The following is a 19,640-nucleotide window of genomic DNA, read 5'->3' as shown; positions in this document are numbered from 1 at the left end:
CCAAATGGCCCACTTTCTTTGGAAATTAAACTTATCACTACAAGCCAACTACCGTACGCGGTGGTTGAGGTATTTGTTCGCTACGTCGGCAGGAGGACCGCACATTGAACTTATAGAAGTCCGCTTCGTCCGCAGATTTGTGAGTTTGTCGCCTCTGTCTTTTGCAATTGCGGCGAAAGTCCGGAAAGCGGGGCGGCTGCAGCATCTGAAAGCCTCGCTCAAGGTCTCCTATGGGCCGCTCGATGCTTAAGGCCGTGGGGAGTCGCTTCGTAGCCGAATACCTCATGTGCCGTGCGCCGGTTGTTGGCCTCGGCAATACGAGGGGCCACGTGAAGATCCATGTCGGCCACGCCGGCCGCAAAAAGGTCTATCCCGCCTTGGCCCAACACGATTTGATGGTGCTTTAGCGCCGGGACTTCGCGACGATTGATGATTTCATCAAAATCAAGTGTTGGCATATCAGTCTATATCCGCAGCGATCTGAAAGATGGCGTCACCACGCCTAACTTGCGCTAGTGTTCGCATCGCCAGAACCATCCCGTCGTAGGGCGAAGTAACCCGATCCGGCTTTCGCCCCGGTGTTTCTGGATGATGGATCTTGGCGAGGATTTCTCCCGTGGACGCTGCTTCGCCAATGTTTTTCAGCGGCTCGAACAGGCCGGAATCATATACGTAGATTGATCCCTTTGCATGCAGAACGCGTGTCCCGCGTTGGGCATCAGGCACATAATTTGGCAACATTCCGAGGATATGCAGTATTCGACGCAACCCGCGGCGCGTGAGCGACAAGACCTCGGGGTCCACTACGTCTCCGCCGCCAAGCTCGGCCATCAGATTGATTACACCTTTGCGATTGGAAGCGCCCATAGCTGTTCTGGCGGTGCTGTTTCTGCCTCCACCGCTGGTGAAGACCTAAGAAAAAGGAAGATCAAAAGCCTTCGTGAGCTTCTGCAACATCGCTTCTTCTTCGGGTGTATGCCCCGGCCCGCGCAAGAGTGTTGCGGGGTAAACCAAGGACGCTCCGCCCGAATGAAGATCCACAGCAAAGTCGGCAAGCGGCAATAGCACTTCTTCGTGGAAATGAGCGATCATTTCTGAAGGGAGCCCCTTGGGGTTTCCTAGATAAATACGGTTTAGATTGCCATCATCGATCGGGGACACCCGACGTCCAGCTTCCGCCGCTGGTGCGTTCACCATCGGCAGAAGGATCAAACGTCCCCGAATGTCATCGACGGCCAGATCACTTGCCAGTTCTGCAACCGCTATTTGACCTTCGTACTCATCGCCATGCACACCGGCAGAGATGATCAGAGTCGGGCTTTCTCCATTCCGCAGGATTGTGATTGGCACGGGCAACCAACCGTAGGCTGAGCGATCGACCGAGTGAGGCACGCGGAGATAACCTGACTGCTTGCCATCTACCTCGAAATCTAACTCAGATGTGATCAGTGTTTCGGCCATCTGTTCCACTGCGCCCACGATTGGACGTTTGAAAATTGATTGCGAGATTCAACCATGGATTAATGTTCAGTCAAGGAGACAAAAACCGACCAAATAATTACCTGTGCGCGTTTCGGAACCATAGGTCTATTTTTGACCAAAGAGCGGGTCTTAGTACTGCCGACAAGCTCGACAGCATTGTGCGGTCGGCATTGAGGCTAATTTGCCGCCAATTCGCATCTGCAGCGAACGACAGGTCTGATGGGCCGCACTTGGGGTTTGCGCGAACGACCAGTTTGGACCGACGGTCAATCAATGCAAGCCCGCCACCGGCTTCATTTGGTGGCGGGTGATTTTCGTGCTCACATTGAATCAGAGTTTGATCCGGAAGGTTGCGAAACCGTCGGCGCCTTCTCCGGCATCCTCGATTGTGACACCCTTAACGTCGCCCATATAATCCCGCGCTTTTGGGCCAGTCTCGAACAACACCGTGGTGTCCGAAAGCGGCGCAAAAGACCAGTTGGCATCTGCCTTTGGATCGATCGTGCCCTGCTCTACGATATAGCGCACAATGACGTCGCGGTTGGTATCCGGGGCTTCGAATATGATTGTGTCACCCAACGCGCCGGGGAATGATCCGCCGCCTGATGCGCGATAGTTGTTGGTGGCAATGATGAACTCCATGTCATCCCTGACCGGTTCGCCATTGTAGGTGAGGTTCACAATTCGCGCTGCGTCTGGGTTAATCTCCTCGCCTTTCGGTCCAAAGCGTGAGGGCTGGGATAGGTCAATTTGGTAGGTCACACCATCCATCACGTCGAAGTTGTAGGACGGGAACTCCGAATTCAGCAGGATCGCATCTTTTGATCCGGCCTCCACCTGATTGAACATACCGGCCGAACGTTCCAACCAGCCCCTGACCTGCGCACCATTCACGCGGACTGCTCGCACCGTGTTCGGATAGAGATAAAGATCGGCAACGTTCTTGATGGCAACGTCGCCAACGGGAACATCGGTGTAATACTCTGGTCCACCGCGGCCACCGGCCTTGAATGGCGCTGCCGCTGACAGGATCGGCAGGCCTTCATGTTCAGTGCCTTTAAGCATCTCTTCGACATACCACTTTTGCGCAATCGATACGATCTGGACAGATGGGTCATCTGCGACCAGAGCGAAATAACTGTGCAACGGGGCCGAGGTCTTGCCGACAGCGCGACGTACATAGGCCAGCGTTTCGTCGTGATCTGTCGCAACCGAGTCAAGGACACGCTGATCATCTCCGACCAAAGCGGTGATTGAGCGATCCTCGTTTCTTCTGGAAATGGGCCGCGCCTCGGATGTGGTGGACACCACCCGCCATTCATTTCCGTCCCTTTCCAGCAGCAGATCAAGCAGGCCAAGATGCGACCCCCAGAAGCCGCCCATAACGGCGGGTTTACCCATCAGCGTGCCCTTGTCGACATCGATACCGGCACGGTCTGCAAATGTTGGCGAAGGAAAGACCAAGTGGTTGTGTCCTGTGACCAGCGCGTCGATCCCTTCGACACCGGCAAGCACAACCGACGCGTTTTCCATACCATCTACATGGTTGGCATCACCAATTCCGGAATGCGACAACGCGATGATCAGATCGCAGCCTTGTTCCTGCATCTCAGGCACATATGCCTGTGCCGTCTCGACGATATCCCGCGCTTCGACATTGCCCTCCAGATGCTTGCGATCCCAGTTCATGATCTGTGGAGGCGTAAAGCCAATCACACCGATTTTAATCGGATGTTTCGTGCCGTCACCCATTTCGATCTCGCGGTCGAGAATGGCGTAAGGCTGAACAAGCGTCTTGTCATCGCGCGGGCTTGCGCCTTTCTCTTTCGCTACGTTGGCCAGAACCACTGGGAAATCCGCACCTGCCAAAGAGGTCTCAAGAAAGTTCAGCCCATAGTTGAACTCGTGATTGCCCAGCGTGGCTGCATCATAACCCACCGTGTTGAATGCAGTGATGATTGGGTGGCTATCCCCCTCTTTCATGCCGCGTTCATAGGCGATGTAGTCGCCCATCGGATTGCCTTGCAGAAAATCTCCGTTATCAACCAAAAGCGAGTTCGTCGCCTCAGAGCGGATTTCATTGATGATCGAGGCCGTGCGGGACAGGCCCACCGTGTCGCGGGGCTTATCGGCATAATAGTCATAGGGAAACACATGGACATGGATGTCGGTTGTTTCCATGATCCGAAGATGCGCCTGATTGTTGGCTGCAGCAGCCGAGAAAGGGTGCAGTGTAATTGCAGCAGCACCGATAGCAGTTGTGGAGAGAAATTGGCGGCGCGAAAATAGTGGACGATTAGAGAAAGACATTGGGCACCTCTCAAGTTGGTTGGCCAGCGTGCCTTTTGCAAGCTATCCGCGACATCCATATGACACACGTTGCAAGAGCATTTGACACGTTATTCATAGGCGGTGGTATTCAGCACCATACCCAAACATTGTAGGTTTGCTAAGGTCCAGCAGGCGGTGAACTTGAGCTTCACGTTGCTTGAACGATTAAACCAGAAATTTTTCAGCATACGAGCCTGAATGAAGCAAACAGGATGCCGAAAAGAGTCTGCTTGGTCTTGTCAGAAGAACTTGCCTTGAGACGGGTAGGGCGGTTGCGTAGCTTCGGTCGATGACCAAACCTGCCTCTTTAAAATATTTCTAAACCAGACCCGAGATCATCCGCCTTGCGGTGAAACTGTACATCCGTTTCCCGCTCTCGCTTCGGAATGTCGAAGATCTGCTGCGTGAGCGAGGCGTCGACGTGAGCCACGAAACTGTCCGATATTGGTGGAACAGGTTTGGCCCGATGTTTGCTTCTGAGATCCGAAGAAAGCGTGTTCAGCAATTGAGAGCATACTCCAAATGGAAGTGGCACGTGGACGAGGTTTTCGTGAAGGTGATTGGCAAGCGGCATTATCTTTGGCGGGCTGTTGATCACGAGGGCGAGGTGCTGGAAGCCGTTGTCACGAAACGCCGAAACAAGCAGGCAGCACTGAAATTCCTCAAGAAATTGATGAAGCGACACGGCAAAGCGGCAACCGTCGTCACGGATCGCTTCGCATCGTATCGGGCCGCTCTCAGAGAACTGGGTGCACTCGAAAAACAGCAGACGGGCAGGTGGCTCAATAACCGCGTCGAGAATTCACACCTGCCGTTTCGACGACGTGAACGCGCGATGCAGCGTTTCAGGCGCATGCGAAGTTTGCAGAAATTCGCCTTCGTCCACTCCTCCATCTACAACCACTTCAACCAGGAAAGGTCGCTCACCAGCAGGGACACTTTCAAGCTGACGCGCACCGCCGCTCTTAGCGAGTGGCGTCAACTTTGTTCTGGTTAGGATCGCGGATTCCGCGGCACACTGAGACTGGTCGAATTTGTCTGACAGCGCCGCCACTTGAACAGCCCAACCGCACATAGGATTGCTTGATTGTATGAGTGTTCAATGCTCATCAAATATCTAAATTGTCTTTGCGTTAAGAGATATCTGTCCGCAGCCTAGATTTTCCACCGACTTTGCGACACTATACCAATTATTGCTGCAGCATGCTGGGAATTGGGCTGCCTGTTGCAGTTTGATGTGGGGATTTCGCACGTTTCGACAATGGCTTTCTGCCTTGAAGCCTTCAGATCTTTGCCCTCGGGTTGACGAGGCCATTGCACTGAAACAGTCGGCGTGAACTGCGAGTTTGGGGGTTATGGAAGGCAATAGGGCGCAACCGACAGACTCTTCGGGCAGGGCGGTCGTATCAGAACAGTCCAGCACGATCTATTGGAGCCAGGCACACGAACTCGCGCGGGAGCGGTTGAATTTCGCGGTGGCCAGCCGCGTGCCGATGACCCTATTTGTCGGCCGTCCCGGGACCGGGCGGACCTTGCTGGTGCGCGACAGGATTTCGACCAACACCACGGCCTTTGTCATCCGGATGCTCAAGGGCCTGGATCATCTATCGGGCGAAGTGTTCTGGGATGTGCTGACCGCATTCAACCCAAAACAGAACCCTACTGCGAGTGCCGAGCAGAGCCGTGAAAAACTGATCTCGCTGCTGCAGTCACTGCATGCCGCGCAGCGGTTTCCGGTGCTTGTGGTCGATGATGCAGATGACCTCTCGAACCTATATCTTGGCGCGTTGTGCGATTTGTGTGACCAGTTGGTCGACCAGCGACCGTTGCTTAAGCTCGTCTTTGTCGGCCAAACGGGAATGGCTGATATTCTGTCCGGCGTGAGGCCGGACCTTATTGGCCCGGCCTTTACCCTGGATTGCATGAACGAGAAGGATGTCGGCGGCTATGTTCGCATGCGCCTGAGCAAGATGGGTCTGGAAAACCGCTCATTCGACAAAGGCGCGACCCGAGAACTGTTCGTGATTTCAATCGGTATTCCGGCCAAGTTGGACGCCTTTTGCGAGGCATTGAAGCAGCATGGTAGCAGCGCTGATCCCGCGGAACTCGACAAGGCAGAGGTCCGCCGGATTGCCTCTTTGATCAGAACGCCCGATGCGGATGATAGAACCAGCGGAGATCAAGAAGGCCTGCGCCATGTGCCAACCGATGCAGAGCTTTTGGCGCGCGCCAATCATGTAGCAGGTATTCTGCAGAGCGTATCAGACGCCGATAACGAAGAGCATGTTTCGACTGAACCGGCCAAAAGCAGGTTTGGTCGCAAAACGGGGCTCGCATTAGGTGCAATTGCTCTGATTGGGGCTGGGACTGCGGCTTATTTGTTTGGGGTAGGTGGGTTTTCAGGGGAACGAAAAGAGGCGACAACACGTGAAGCTGTCGCAAGCTCGGTCAATGCGGGTGGAGGGACTTCGGTACTTAGGCGGCTATTACCGGGCACAGCTGCTGCAGCGGAAGCGCGGGTCGAGCGGATCTCGGGCGCTCTGGCCGGGGCTGAACCCTCTGCAAACGGTCAGTATCTGGCGGCGCTGGAACTGGCAGATACCGCTCCGGACGCTGCTGCAGTCGGATATGCGCTTGCGGCGCTTTCGGGGCACGAACGCTCGGCCTACTATCTTGGGCAGATCTATGAGACCGGAGAGGGCGTGCCTGTGGATCTTACGCTCGCACGCATCTGGTACAACCGGGCTGCCTCGGGAATCGACGGCGCTGCCGCGCGCCTGGAAGACATGCAATCCACCACCGAGAGCGGGCCGGTCTCGGTGCCTACGCCGCTGTTTTCGAAGAAGATGCCCGATGGGTCGCTGCAACTGGTCTGGACCAGTGGCGAAGGGGCTGACCCTTCGGCTTATCGCATCGAATTGTCATCGACGTTCAGTGATACGGCGCTCTATTCGGCTGAAGTTTCAACATCTGCGCTGCGGCTGAGACCGCCTCAGGCGGCGCGGACGTGGCGGGTTATTGCGCTCGATCAGAACGGGCGGGAAGTGGCCTCACCCTGGATGGAAATCAGGCTGAAGTAATCTTCAGCCTGACCCTTTATTAGCATCCGATGACCGCGCAAATGCGGGCGCGATAGGCGGAGTTGGCCTCGCTTTCGATGGTTGTCTGTGTGGGCACTTCGGTTGGACCGCAATCGAGCTGATAATTCTCGCTCAGACCCAAATTCACGCATTGTGCGATGTTCCAGCCCGGTGGAATGTCGTTGAGATCGACGTCATTCCACTTGGGATGACCTGATTGCTGAAGCGTCTGGAATTCTTTCGCGATCAGATGCGCCACATCAGCGACAGAGTTGCAGCTGGCCCGGTGATAACCGTTCCGCTCTGGCGTGTACTCATAGGTCATGAGTACCGCTTTTACCGCCACCACGTCGATGGTCTCCTGCTGGAATGGATAGGTGCCGGCCTCGATCTGGGACGGCGTATAAACGGCAGAGAGAGTCGGATCGGTCACAGAGAGCAGATGCAGCTTTTCCGGGTCGATCTGGTCGGTCTGGAACAGCTTTGTCGGCGCGCCCGCAACGTAGAAAAATGCATCAATGCTGCCATCAAGCAGCATCTGTAGCGATGTATCGGCGTTGATGGTCAGACGCTCAGCCGGGGTGACACCAGCCAGATCCAAAACCAGAGAGGAGGTCAGAAAGGTGCCGCTGTCTTCAACGCCCACCGCAACCTTGCGACCATTCAGGTCCGAAAGAGTGTTGATGTCGCGCTTGGCAAGAATATGCACCTCTTCATTATAGAGCGGAAATGCGATGCGGACGCCGAAAATGGCGCGCGCGATCTCGGGGTCTTCGCTGGAATAGGTTTTGAGATATTCGAGCACGTCGCTTTGCACGATGCCCAACTGAGTGTGGCGACGTTGACGGACGCCCAGAAAATTCTCGAGCGATCCGGCGCTTTCGCGGACATTCAACTCAATCCCGCAGGATGCGGCCAAACCGCTCAGATCCCCACCGATCTGAATATAGGTGCCTGTCGGCCCTCCGGTCAGGATATTGCGCTCGAATGCCGAAGCAGTCGCGGGCAGCACAAGGCTCAGGCCCGCCAATAGGACGGTTCTGGTCAGCAGCTTCCCCAGCCTGAACAAATTCATGTCTTACCTCCCTCTAAATCACCAATAGAAACTAACAGAACTCTCCTGAGCGCACCAAATGCAGCAGCATCTGGCGATTGACTGTTCCGGTAGCGGCCTGAAGAGCGTCGACTGCACAGGTTCCGCTTGCCAGTTCCGCCGCCAGCGCGTCGACGACACCACGTGGAAGGCCGCCGAGGCCGGGTGCGCCGCTCAGGACCGTGCGTACAACGTCAATGGATATCTGCGGACCAGAGGCCCGGCTGATTTCGGCAGCCGGCGGTTCGGGCTCCGGCGTTTCCACAGCGATTTCTTCATCAGGCGCGACTGCAACCGGTGCAGGCTGCGTTGTTTCAGCAATGGCCGGTGCCTCCAACGCCTGCAGACTTGCGGCAAGGTTCGACAGTTGGCCTCGATACAACGACGCTTGTTCGCGAAGCGCCTCCAGTTCAGCCCGTGTGTCGGCCACCTGCGCTTCGGCTTGCAGCAATGCGGTCTGTTGCTCCTCAAGCGCGGCCTGCGAGGCTTGTGCTGCTTGGGCCTTGATCTCAGCCAGTTCCGCAATCTCGGACGCCGCGGTCTCGCGTTCAGATATCAGTTCGGCAGTTTCGGTGTTGGCGCGGTCCAACTCATCCCGCGCAATGGCGATTTCATCGAGAACTGCGTTCAATTCCGTTTCAGCCGTTGCAGCTTGTTGAACCAGTTCCGCAGCGCGGTCGCGCTCCTCGGCAGCGGCTTCCGTCTCAGCGAGCAATGCATCGCGTTGGGCTGCAAGTTCTGAAATCTGCGCGCTGACTGCTTCGCGCTCGCTGGTCGCCTCTGTAAGGCTTGTGGTTACCGATTCCGACTCGGTGCGAAGGTTTGCCAAAGCAGCTTCAAGATCGGCTGCCTCCTGTGATCGCGTATCATTTGCTGCTTGTAATTGCGTAAGCTCCTCTTGCGCCGCGGCAAGCTCACTAGCCTTTTGCTCTCGTTCAGTGCGCAGATCGTTCAGTGAAGCATAGAGATCTACCTTGCTTTGCTCTCCCGAGCTCACTTCGTCTGACAGGGTTTGCAAGGCCGTGTTCAACTCGGCCAATTCGGCCTCTTGCCGGGTCAAATTATCCTGGGCCGAGGCAGTTTGGGCCTGTATTGCTTCAAGCCCTTCGGTCGCAGTTGCCCGCTGGGCTTCTGCTTCGCCGATTTCCCCGCGGATGGCCTCAAGCGATTGCCGTGCTTGAGCCAGTTCGCTTTCAATCGCGGACTTGTCCGTGACCAGCTGCTGCGTCTCGGTTTCCTGTTCCTGCAAAGCAGCAAGTTGGTTCTGAATTTCGGACAGCTGGTTTTCCGCAGAGGCCCGTTCTTGCTGGGCGGCCGCCGCGGCAGCCTCGGCACTTGTGCGAGCGTCCTCTAAAGACGCCATTTCGACCGACATTGTTTCGCGGTTTTCGGCCAGTTCAGTCTGGGCCTGATTAAGCTCGCTTCGTGCCGCCTCAAGCTCTTCCTGTATCGCGGCCAATTCTGTTTCTGCCGATGATCGGCTACCAACTGCGGCTTCCAGTGCGGCTTCGGTCTCACTCACATTAGCGCGCAAACCTTCCAGCTGTTCCGTGCTGCGCGCCAGTTCTGCATCCACCGTGGCTTTCTGTTCGGAAAGCGCCTGCAGAGCTTGTTCCGCAGAAGCGATTTCCGCGGCATTCTGCGACTGCGCGTTGCTTTCCGATGTCAGCGCCTCAAGCTCGTTACGCAATGCTGCCTCTTGTTGTTTAAGCGTATTGAGCGAAGCGTTGAGTTCCGTTTCGCGCGCTGTTGCTGTCGCGATTGCAGTTGTCAGCGCCTCTTCCTCTGCGCGCCGGGTGTCAACCACCTTTTGAAGACCCTGCAGATCCTCAGTCGCGCTGGCAATGCTCTCGCGAAGGTCGGACAGGCTTGCCTGCCCCTGCGCCATCTCAGCTTGCTGTTCACCTAGGGTCGTAGCGATCTGCTCAAGTTCGTTTTGTTTTTCAGCGAGGTCCGAGGTTACACCTTCCAGGCTCGACCTGTTCTGCGCCAGTGTTTCTTTCAGCGCATCAAGCTCGGTATTCGCCTCTAACTGGCTGCGGGTCAGGTTCTCAACATCGGCTGCAAGCTCACCCGCAAGCATCCGGTCGGCTTCCATCTTGGTCAGAAGATCGCGCATCTCGAGCTTTACTTGCTCCAGATTGCCAGCCTCGGCTGCCGCTGTCTCAATCTGCACATTGAGGTCAGCAAGCCGAACTTCAGCGGCCTGTGTTGAAGCCTCGAGTTGGCCCAGTTCCTGCCGCCGCTCCGCAACTGCGTTCTGGCTGGCCTCGCTTTCTTGTTCCAGCAGGCCGCGTGCTTCTTCAAGTTCAGCTAGGCGCGAGGCATTGTCACGTCGTTCAGAATCCACCGACGTGATCTGCGCCTGCAGTTCGGAAAGTTCGGCTTCGGCTTTGGCGATATCTTCGATCAACCCGGATTTGGTAGATTGAGCACGGGTGATTTCTTCTTCCAACAGGGCCAGAATCTTTCGCAACGTCGCCGCAGTTTGCGGAGGCTCTTCAGTGTCGGCTGCCGGGTTTTCGGTATCTTGCGCCAAAGCAACTGGCGTCCAAGCTCCCATGACCAGAACGAATACAATTAAACCAAACAACCGAAACGGGACCATATATCCACTCTCCACACCAAAAAGCGGCTCGTTAAATCTCTCACACATCTGTGAAAAAGTCTAACCCCAGCCTTGCCGAAGGTCAGAAGATATAACCACAAAATCCATCTTTTTTTGCAGTTTGAGTATCCAGTGGGCGGTTTCGCCGGTCCGCCGGGCGCTCGCCAACGGCGATAGCTCAATCAGAACCGGCAGGTCGTCCCAGTCAGCGGGGCAGACTGAACGAACTTGCAGCCGTTGCAATCGATGTCCTGCGCGAACGGGATGTATCGGCCGATATATCTGACGCCCTTGGTCACGCGCCGGACATACCCCGCGTGACCGTGTGGCGTGTGTTAACTCGCCAACCCAAACATGCTCAGAACAGCAGGTTGAGCATGACGAGTGAAACGATGAGAAAGAGGAACGTCATCACTCCGCCCGAGCGGACGAAATCGGTCACTTTGTAACCGGCAGGCCCCATGATCAGCGCGTTCACCTGATGGGTGGGGATTATGAAACTGTTCGATGTCGAAATCGCCACGGTCAGCGCGAAAAGCGCCGGGCTGGCGCCCGCTGCGACAGCGATCGATACCGCCAGAGGAACCAGCAGAACCGTCGCCCCGACATTCGACATCACGAGCGAGAATGCGGTGGCCAGAATGGCTACGCCGGTCTGTAGCGACCAAATTGGCCAACCGTCCAAAATGGTCATGATCTGTTGGGCTATCCACGCCGCCGTTCCAGTATTCTGAACGGCCTGACCCAAGGGGATGAGACAAGCCAGCAGAAAGACCGTATTCCATCCCACAGCGCGATACGCCTCATCAACACTCAGCACTTTTGAAAGCATCATCCCGGCTGCTCCGGTCAGCAGGCAAAGAGAGAGGCGGATATCGGTGAACAGGATCATCGATAGCGAAATCGCAAAGAAAGCAAGCGCCCAACCCACCTTTTGCGGGCGCAGTTCGTCCTGCGGAAAATCCGAAGTCACAACAACGAAATCAGGATCCCGTTTGATCCGCATCAGGTTGTCCCAACGGGTATGGGCCACCAACATGTCGCCCGCGTGAAACTTCTCAAGCCCGATCTGCGTGGATTCGTGATCCTCGGTCTCAACATGGCTGAGCGTTTCTTCACCGCGATGGATTGCCAGAAGGGACATCCCATAGGTCTTGCGAAACAACAGCTCGCGCGGGCACTTTCCGATCAGTTTGCTGTCCGGGGTTACCACGACTTCGGCGATGCCTGCGTTGGTGGGGGCGAACTCTTCGACAAACACATCCAGATCCGGAAGAACTGTCAGCCCGTATTTCTCGGCGAATTTCTCAACCACCCATCGGCGCCCCACAATGGCCAGCCGACACGGGGCGGCAATCTCGGCTGTCAACACCTGCACCATCGAGGTTTTACCGCGATAGAAAGTCGAAATGATATAGAGATGGTTTTCGTAATTTATATCCGCCAGAATCTGCCCCACGAGCGGGCTGTCTGCCGGGACAACCACTTCGAATACATCCGCTTTCAGCCCGTAAACGCGCTGTAGATATTCCTGTGTCCCCTGACTGGTTCCGGTGCTGTCCGAACCTGCGTCGCCCGGCAAAACCCAGCGCCCCAGCAATAGAAAATAAGCGATACCGGTAAGGATCAGCGCAGCGCCAATGGGAGTGACGGAGAACAATCCAAAGGGTTGCATCTTTTGATCGTCCGGCAGTCCGTCGTTCGCGGTCTGGATCAGATCATTCAGCAGGATCAGCGGTGACGACCCCACCATGGTCATCGTACCGCCGAGGATGGCGCAAAACCCCATCGGCATCAGCAGACGCGACAAAGGGATCCCGGATCGTGATGATATTCGGCTGACAACCGGTAGAAACAGCGCTGCCGCGCCCACATTCTGCATGAAGGACGAGATAACACCTACGGTCCCCGAAATGATCGGCAGCACCCGGTTCTCGGCCGTTCCGCCATACTTCAGGATGACTGCGGCGACCTTGTTCATGATGCCGGTTTTGTCCAGACCGGCACCAACGATCATAACTGCGATGATCGAAATCACCGCGTTTGAAGCAAATCCATCAAACAGGTGCGGGACGTCCGCCAGATTGCCCAGACCAGGCAAATAGCTCAGAAGGCCAATCAGAACGAGGACCAGAATGGCCGAGAGGTCAATTCGGACGATTTCCGAAACAAAGAGGAATACAGTAAAAGCCAGCAGCGCGCAGACGACGCCCATTTCGTAGGTGAATGTCAATTGTTCCACGCGGTCACCAGGGTCCTTTCGTCGAGAGCGTAACTCGTATTTCTAGGTGATGCCCGGCAAGTTGTCATGGTTTTTTGGAAGTAAGCTCAATCACAAGCAACCTGATGTCTCGCGGTCCACTCTGGCGAAACCAGCGTTTTGGAGGTGGAAGATATCAAGTCACCAGTCCGAACCACGCAGGCCTGTGCTATGAATTTGAGAGTATTTGGAGGCGAGTACCGGAATCGAACCGGTGTACACGGATTTGCAATCCGCTGCGTCACCACTCCGCCAACTCGCCTTTCCCAGTGAAATCAATCACTTGCCGTGGTGTGGGTGGGGTTCTAACAGCTTTCTAAATGAAGGTCCAGAGCCTAACATGCAATTCTGGGGTCCCGGTCTGCGAATTCGACGCCGTGTCGGCAGGTCTTTTTTGCCGCGGACGGATTTGCGCTCTGGCCCGTTGCCGCAGGGGGTCGGATGTGGCACAAGCCCGATAACTGAGCGAAAAAGAATGAGCGATCACATGACAGATTTCGCAGCACGACGCCTTACCATGGTCGATACGCAGGTTCGGCCCTCGGACGTGACCAAATTCCCGATCATTGATGCCATGCTGACCGTTAAGCGCGAAAACTTCGTGCCAGATGCGCAGCGTGAGGCCGCCTATGTCGGCGATCTGATCGAATTGGGTGCCGGTCGTTGCTTGTTGGAGCCCCGGACGCTGGCCAAGATGCTTGATGCTTTGAATATCTCCAACGACGAAGTGGTGTTGGATATCGCTCCGGCACTTGGATATTCGACCGCGGTAGCCGCGCGCATGGCTGAACTGGTGGTCGCCGTTGAATCGGATGAGGATCTGGCTGCTGAAGCACAATCCTTGCTGATGGAAGCGGATGCCGACAATGCGATCGTGCACACAGGACCATTGGAGCAGGGCGCGGCCGAGCACGGACCTTATGATGTGATCATGATCCAGGGTGGGGTGGAACAGGTGCCCGACACTCTGCTGGATCAGCTCAAAGATCGGGGTCGGATCGTCTGTCTGTTCATGGAAGGCGATTTGGGCACAGTAAAAATCGGTCACAAATCCTCAGGCCGTGTATCCTGGCGCTATGCCTTTAATGCCAGCGCCCCGGTTTTACCCGCTTTTTGCGCTGAGTGTGCATTTTCGCTATAGTTAATAAATAGAAGTTTTTTGACGCCTTGATTACTTGAAAACAACGGCGCAAACTGCCTTGGTGGTTGCGTAATTTCGATTTGAGAGGATTTGGTGATGCGCGGGACGGCAACAGGGAAGCTGGTCAAAGGATTGGCTTTGGCAGCTGGTATTGCATTGAGTGCGGTGCCCGAAAGACCGGTTTGGGCGGATAATCTGACCGATGCGTTTATCGGTGCATATAACACCAGCGGCCTGCTTGAACAGAACCGCGCCTTGTTGCGGGCAGCGGATGAAGATGTTGCAATTGCCCTCTCTGCGCTGCGCCCGATCATCAGCTGGACGGTACAGGTGAGCCGGGACTACACGCGATCGCGCACCGGTGGAATTGTCACCACGAATGAGCCATCGAACTTTTTCAGTGGTCTTACTTTGGGTCAATTGATCTATGATGGTGGGGCATCTGTTCTGGGAAAACAGTCGGCGCAGGAAACCGTGCTGTCCACCCGCCAATCCTTGATCGATATCGAACAACAAATCCTGATCCGCGCGGCGAATGCTTATCTGGGCGTGCTGTTGCAGGAAGAAACCGTGGCGATTCGCGTGAACAACGTCGAAGTGTCTGCGGAAGAATTGCGTGCCTCTCAGGACCGTTTCGAAGTTGGTGAGGTCACCCGTACAGACGTGGCGCTGTCGGAAGCGCAGCTTGCCAGCTCGCAGGCGGATCTGGCGGTCGCCCGCGGCAACCTGAGCATCGCGCAGGCCGAATATGTAAACGCGGTCGGCAAGGCGCCGGGACGCACGGCAGGTCAGCCGAGATTGCCCAATCTCCCGCGATCAGAGGGCGATGCGATCAATCTGGCGCAGCGAAACCACCCTGCCATCCTTTCAGCGCAGCATCAGGTTCGCGCTTTGGACCTGATCGTGCAGCAACAACGCGCAAATCTGGGTCCGAATGTCAGCTTGAACGCGGATGCGGGCATTACGGAAAGCTACGACAACGACAACTATGTCAACGACGCGACGATCTCGCTGAACTTCAATCAGCCGATCTATTCCGGCGGTGGGCTAGCCGCGGCTGTGCGTCGCGCAATGGCGACACGAGATGCGTCGCGCGCAAATCTGCTGAATGTTCAGAAAGACATCACGCAGGGTGTCACGGATCGTTATGCGGCATTCCAGGCTGCCTCAGCCAGCTTGCGAGCCTCAACCGAACGGGTTCGCGCCTCGCAGGTCGCATTCGACGGCATCCGCGAAGAGGCAACTCTGGGTGCGCGGACCACATTGGATGTTCTGAACGCGCAGCAGGATTTGCTGGATGCGCAACTTGCCGAGGTTGCGTCACGCACAGAACGGTCCCGCGCCGCGTATGAGTTGCTGCAGGCTCAGGGGTTGCTGACTGCTGAACGCCTGGGATTGGCCGTTCAGATCTATGATCCGACGCTGTATTACAACCTGGTTAAGAAGGCACCGTCGCAGATCAGCAAGCAAAGCCGCGATCTGGATCGGGTGCTCAAGGCGTTGCGCCGCGACTAAGTGGCATCACTACCGGTTGTGGTAAGGGTCCGGATTGGCTACAATCGGACTTAGGCTTAGAGCGGTAGTGAATTATGTCAGATAGTGTTGTAAATACCGGTTCTCAGGACGTTCTTTCGTCGGTCAAACGCTTGGTCAACGAAGATACGCATGAGGAATCAGAATTTATCTTTATCCCAACCGCTCCGGCGCCCAAGCCGGGTCGGCTCGTTTTGACCGATGCGCTGCGCGTAAGCGACGAACCGCTGATGCCCGAGAAGCTTGCGCCGCTCAAATTGACGCCACAGCACAGCGCCCCACAGAGTGCGCCTGCGGAGGCTGCGAATGCGCCTCGATCCCCTGCCGAACCGATGCGCTTGCAACCCAGTGATGTCGTGCGCGAGGGCGACGCGAAGACAAAGGTCGCTCAAGAAGAGGCCCCCAAACGCGATCTGGCTGGCAGTTTGAGCGCCAAGATTGAGGCCCTTGAAGCCGCTATCGCTCGGACCGAGGATCAGTGGGAACCCGATGGCGAAAGCGATGACGACTATTCGGGAACCAGGACCAAGGCTGTTGAATGGCCGGTTGAAAATGGTTTCGCTCAAGCCAAAACCACCGAACCCGAGGTAGAACAGGCCGCGACCTTCGTACGCGCCCCAGCTGTTGCCGGAGATAAGGTCAGCAAGCCGTCTGTGTTGAACCTGAGCGAAGAGGAACTGCGCGAAATCGTGACTCAGATCGTCAGAGAAGAGCTGCAGGGCGCACTCGGGGAACGGATCACGCGCAATCTGCGTAAAATGGTCCGGCGCGAGATTGCCCGTGCTATTGCGGGGCAAAGCGCCAAATAATCGCTAACCGCGCCGAGGTTCTTGCGCAAGCGCCAGCAAAAGATCCAGATTCATATGCTTCTCCAGATGGTCGGCAAGATCGTCCAGAACCTGCTCGACCCCATCCTCATATGCGTTTTCTGCGCTCACACCCAATTGCGCCAGATAGCTGGCGCGAAACGCGTCCGAGGTGAAGATTCCATGCAGATAGCTGCCGCGTATCCGACCATCGGCGCTTGCGGCCCCTTCGGGCCGTCCTTCGATTTGTAGCCATGCGCGAGTGCAGTCCGGTCCATCTGTGCGGCCCATATGGATTTCGTAACCACTTACCGGTTCGCCATTGGGTAAGGCGGTCGCGTTGCGGAGTGTGACTTGCTTCTGCCCCACCATCGTAGTGCTGACATCCAGCAGGCCCAGCCCATCGACCGTGCCGGGGCGGCCATCCACGCCATCGGGGTCAGAGATAGTCTTGCCCAACATCTGATACCCGCCGCAGAGCCCCAGAACATGCCCACCCCGGCGCACATGCGCATAGAGGTCGATATCCCAGCCCTGTGCGCGGAAATAAGTCAGATCGCCGATGGTTGACTTGCTGCCCGGCAGCAGAACCAGATCCGCGTCGCCGGGCAGGGGATGGCCGGCTGGAATAATCTCGACCGACAAACCCGGCTCAGCCGAGAGCGGGTCGAGATCGTCGAAATTCGCCATCCGCTCCAGCTGAGGCACTACGATTTTGCAGTCTCCACCCGTGTGCGAGCGGATATCCATCATATCCTCAGCGGGAAGTTTCCACGCGTCATGGAACCACGGTACCACGCCTAGACAGGGCCAACCGGTGCGGACGGCGATATCGTCACGCCCTTCATCAAAAAGCGACACATCGCCTTTAAACCGGTTCACGGCGAAGCCCCGGATCATCTGCACATCTTTGGCGTCCAAAACCGCCTGCGTTCCTACGATCTGGGCGATCACACCTCCACGATGAATATCGCCGACCAGCACCACCGGAACGTCGGCGGCGCAGGCAAAGCCCATATTGGCAATATCCCCCTTGCGCAGGTTTGTTTCGGCGGGGCTGCCTGCACCTTCGATCAGAACCAGATCGGCATCACCGCACAAACGATCAAAGCTCTCCATCGCCGCGTTCAGCAGTTTGGATTTATCTTTGCGATAATCACCTGCTTTCATCGTACCCGCCCGCTGGCCCTGAACGATGATCTGAGCGCCAGTATCGGTCTCGGGCTTGAGCAGGATCGGGTTCATATCCGTGTGGGTTGGCCGTTTCGCAGCCCGCGCCTGTAGCGCCTGAGCACGCCCGATCTCACCCCCGTTTACGGTGACGGCGGCGTTGTTTGACATATTCTGCGGCTTGAAGGGCGCCACCCTCAACCCGCGCCGCGTGTAGGCGCGTGCCAGCCCGGCCACCAAAACCGATTTTCCGACATTGCTGCCAGTGCCCTGAATCATGATGGACCGCGCCATGGACCCTCTCCTATGTTGATGCGCACATGACCTGATTTGGTGGCAAAGGAAAAGCCTAGATGAACACACCTGCGCATCTTTTGATTGGCGCTGCCGCCTTTGCCCGCCCGGCCCGAGGGCCCGTCTTGTGGGCGGTGGTGGTCGGATCCCTGTTGCCCGATCTGTCTTTGTATCTGATGGCAGGGGTGTCGCTGTTCCTGCTCAATATCCCAGAACAGGTCGTGTTTGGGCAGCTCTACTTCTCTCCGGGCTGGCAGACGGTGTTTGCCGTCGACAACTCCTTTTTCTTATGGGGGATGGCTCTGGCCTTGGGGCTTTGGCGTGGATGGCATCTGTTGACGGTCGGCGCGTCGGCAGGCCTTCTGCATCTGGCACTGGATTTCCTGCTGCATGCGGGTGACGGGCGACCGCATTTCTGGCCGTTCAGCAATTGGGTATTTCACAGTCCGTTCAGCTATTGGGACAGCGCGCACCATGCGCTGTGGATCGCACCGATTTCCATTGCGATGTGCATCGGGTCCTACGGAATTCTGTGGCGCCGAGGGCTATCAACATCAGCCAAGCTGGTATTTGCATTGATGCTCGCCGCTGAGCTTTGGGTCGCGCGGCAATGGCTGCTGTTTTTCTGAACCTTCTTGGCCGACAACGAAAAAGCGCGCCCTGCTGAGAGGGCGCGCTTTTTGCACGAAATACAGAACGTGATCAGGCAGCTTCTGCCTGTTGTGCTGCATTCCGGCGTTCGCTTTCCTCGCGCGATAGCGCAACCGAGGTCCGCACACCGCGGCCTACGAATTCCATCAGGCCATCGACAACCCGCTCGTTCGGGTCGATACCAGCGCAGGACAGCACTTCGCGCCCATCGCGCGAACGGGCCCAACGGGCGATTTGTTCAGGACCATTACCGTATTTCTTGTCATCGGCGATGGCGTCGTCCAGAGCAGCCAGTACAACGGCCGCGAAAAGTTTGCGTGCACGATTGCCTTGCTCGTTGTTAAAGGCAGTGCCGTCAACGAAATCTCTCATCTCGTTTTCCTTGTTGTTCTTGCTCTTGCATTTTCGGCGTGACGGTCCTTATGACCTATTAGGTGCGATTCGGATACACCTAAAATGCATAGTTGCGTTGCGTCATTTGCATGGCTTGCTGCGGTTGCAGCACTAGGTCTCGTTGTCTTGTCAGGTGTGGTCACGCCAGATATAGGGACGGCAACTGACGCATCAACCGTTTATGAAGGATTTAAGTCATGCCCAAGATAAATGGGAACGAAATTCGCCCCGGCAATGTGCTTGAGCATAACGACGGGCTGTGGGCGGCGGTCAAAGTGGATCACGTAAAGCCCGGTAAAGGCGGCGCTTTTGCGCAGGTTGAATTGCGCAACTTGCGCAATGGCTCGAAGCTGAACGAACGTTTCCGGTCAGCGGATAAAGTTGAACGCGTACGCCTGGAGCAGAAGGATCAGCAGTTTCTGTACGAATCTGACGGCATGCTGGTGTTCATGGACTCTGAGACCTATGAGCAGATCGAACTGCCTTCGGACCTGCTGGGTGAGCGTCGTCCGTTTCTGCAAGACGGCATGACCATCGTGGTTGAGTTCTACGAATCCGAGGCACTGAACGCCACGTTGCCCCAGAAAGTAACCTGCAAGATCGTCGAAACCGAACCGGTGGTCAAAGGTCAGACCGCTGCGAACTCGTTCAAACCGGCGATATTGGACAACGGCGTCAAGGTCATGGTTCCGCCTTTTATTGGCCAGGATGAGATGATCGTAGTGAACACCGAGACCATGGATTATTCCGAGCGCGCCTGACACTGCGCCGGAAGGTTACCAAAGGGGCTGAACACGG

General features: G+C 56.3%; 16 protein-coding genes and 1 tRNA gene. 7 read left to right on the top strand and 10 right to left on the bottom strand.

All coding sequences use genetic code 11. The features are described from left to right. Positions 1 to 218 precede the first annotated feature (218 nt). From ACR0NF_RS06600 to ACR0NF_RS06585, 4 genes are all read right to left on the bottom strand, one after another. Entirely contained in the window at positions 219 to 458 is a 240-nt protein-coding gene (locus tag ACR0NF_RS06600) for a hypothetical protein (RefSeq protein ID WP_480668198.1), read from the bottom strand. A 1-nt stretch (position 459) separates the two neighbouring features. Next, entirely contained in the window at positions 460 to 867 is a 408-nt protein-coding gene (locus ACR0NF_RS06595; RefSeq protein WP_480668197.1) for a succinylglutamate desuccinylase/aspartoacylase family protein, read from the bottom strand. A gap of 45 nt (positions 868 to 912) precedes the next feature. Then, a complete protein-coding gene (locus tag ACR0NF_RS06590) occupies positions 913 to 1,461 on the bottom strand; it encodes a M14 family metallopeptidase (protein ID WP_480668196.1) in 549 nt (182 codons plus the stop codon). Positions 1,462 to 1,812: 351 nt separating this feature from the next. Continuing rightward, positions 1,813 to 3,792, bottom strand: coding sequence for a bifunctional 2',3'-cyclic-nucleotide 2'-phosphodiesterase/3'-nucleotidase (locus ACR0NF_RS06585; RefSeq protein WP_480777954.1), 1,980 nt, complete (start codon positions 3,790 to 3,792; stop codon positions 1,813 to 1,815). A gap of 355 nt (positions 3,793 to 4,147) precedes the next feature. Between ACR0NF_RS06585 and ACR0NF_RS06580 the strand changes: the two genes are divergently transcribed. Beyond that, entirely contained in the window at positions 4,148 to 4,810 is a 663-nt protein-coding gene (locus tag ACR0NF_RS06580) for an IS6 family transposase (protein WP_480668205.1), read from the top strand. A gap of 496 nt (positions 4,811 to 5,306) precedes the next feature. Continuing rightward, positions 5,307 to 6,893 (top strand): AAA family ATPase, encoded by a 1,587-nt coding sequence (locus ACR0NF_RS06575; protein ID WP_480777953.1) that lies wholly within the window; start codon positions 5,307 to 5,309, stop codon positions 6,891 to 6,893. A 19-nt stretch (positions 6,894 to 6,912) separates the two neighbouring features. Here ACR0NF_RS06575 and ACR0NF_RS06570 read toward each other — a convergent pair whose 3' ends face one another. The 4 genes from ACR0NF_RS06570 to ACR0NF_RS06555 all read right to left on the bottom strand — a co-directional run bounded on the left by ACR0NF_RS06570 (position 6,913) and on the right by ACR0NF_RS06555 (position 13,116). Continuing rightward, positions 6,913 to 7,968, bottom strand: coding sequence for a TAXI family TRAP transporter solute-binding subunit (locus ACR0NF_RS06570; RefSeq protein ID WP_480777952.1), 1,056 nt, complete (start codon positions 7,966 to 7,968; stop codon positions 6,913 to 6,915). A 31-nt stretch (positions 7,969 to 7,999) separates the two neighbouring features. Next, positions 8,000 to 10,594: a coiled-coil domain-containing protein gene (locus ACR0NF_RS06565; RefSeq protein WP_480777951.1), complete on the bottom strand. Its 2,595-nt coding sequence runs from the start codon at positions 10,592 to 10,594 to the stop codon at positions 8,000 to 8,002. A gap of 358 nt (positions 10,595 to 10,952) precedes the next feature. Further along, the gene (locus ACR0NF_RS06560; RefSeq protein WP_480471909.1) at positions 10,953 to 12,809 is read right to left on the bottom strand and encodes an SLC13 family permease; all 1,857 of its coding nucleotides are present in this window, start codon (positions 12,807 to 12,809) and stop codon (positions 10,953 to 10,955) included. 233 nt (positions 12,810 to 13,042) lie between these two features. Further along, a tRNA-Cys gene (locus ACR0NF_RS06555) sits at positions 13,043 to 13,116 on the bottom strand. A 225-nt stretch (positions 13,117 to 13,341) separates the two neighbouring features. On the opposite strand from ACR0NF_RS06555, the gene ACR0NF_RS06550 reads away from it, so the two are divergent. The 3 genes from ACR0NF_RS06550 to ACR0NF_RS06540 all read left to right on the top strand — a co-directional run bounded on the left by ACR0NF_RS06550 (position 13,342) and on the right by ACR0NF_RS06540 (position 16,337). Then, positions 13,342 to 13,995 carry a protein-L-isoaspartate O-methyltransferase family protein gene (locus ACR0NF_RS06550; RefSeq protein WP_480658158.1) on the top strand — a complete coding sequence of 218 codons (654 nt, stop codon included), beginning with the start codon at positions 13,342 to 13,344 and terminating at the stop codon, positions 13,993 to 13,995. Between the two features lie 96 nt (positions 13,996 to 14,091). Further along, entirely contained in the window at positions 14,092 to 15,510 is a 1,419-nt protein-coding gene (locus ACR0NF_RS06545; RefSeq protein WP_480470248.1) for a TolC family outer membrane protein, read from the top strand. Positions 15,511 to 15,584: 74 nt separating this feature from the next. Continuing rightward, entirely contained in the window at positions 15,585 to 16,337 is a 753-nt protein-coding gene (locus tag ACR0NF_RS06540) for a hypothetical protein (protein ID WP_480777950.1), read from the top strand. 3 nt (positions 16,338 to 16,340) lie between these two features. Here ACR0NF_RS06540 and ACR0NF_RS06535 read toward each other — a convergent pair whose 3' ends face one another. Then, on the bottom strand, positions 16,341 to 17,798 hold the full coding sequence (locus tag ACR0NF_RS06535) for a cobyric acid synthase (RefSeq protein ID WP_480777949.1): 1,458 nt from the start codon (positions 17,796 to 17,798) through the stop codon (positions 16,341 to 16,343). A gap of 59 nt (positions 17,799 to 17,857) precedes the next feature. Between ACR0NF_RS06535 and ACR0NF_RS06530 the strand changes: the two genes are divergently transcribed. Then, positions 17,858 to 18,427 (top strand): cobalamin biosynthesis protein CobQ, encoded by a 570-nt coding sequence (locus tag ACR0NF_RS06530; protein ID WP_480777948.1) that lies wholly within the window; start codon positions 17,858 to 17,860, stop codon positions 18,425 to 18,427. Positions 18,428 to 18,500: 73 nt separating this feature from the next. Here ACR0NF_RS06530 and ACR0NF_RS06525 read toward each other — a convergent pair whose 3' ends face one another. Next, positions 18,501 to 18,821: a DUF6280 family protein gene (locus ACR0NF_RS06525; protein ID WP_170572372.1), complete on the bottom strand. Its 321-nt coding sequence runs from the start codon at positions 18,819 to 18,821 to the stop codon at positions 18,501 to 18,503. A 218-nt stretch (positions 18,822 to 19,039) separates the two neighbouring features. Between ACR0NF_RS06525 and efp the strand changes: the two genes are divergently transcribed. Then, positions 19,040 to 19,603 (top strand): elongation factor P, encoded by a 564-nt coding sequence (gene efp, locus ACR0NF_RS06520; RefSeq protein WP_420586640.1) that lies wholly within the window; start codon positions 19,040 to 19,042, stop codon positions 19,601 to 19,603. The last annotated feature ends 37 nt before the right edge of the window (positions 19,604 to 19,640 follow it).

This window comes from Ruegeria sp. CF4, from assembly GCF_056537345.1.
Note: the sequence above shows the minus strand (reverse complement) of the source record. Positions and strands in the feature narration are given on the sequence as shown.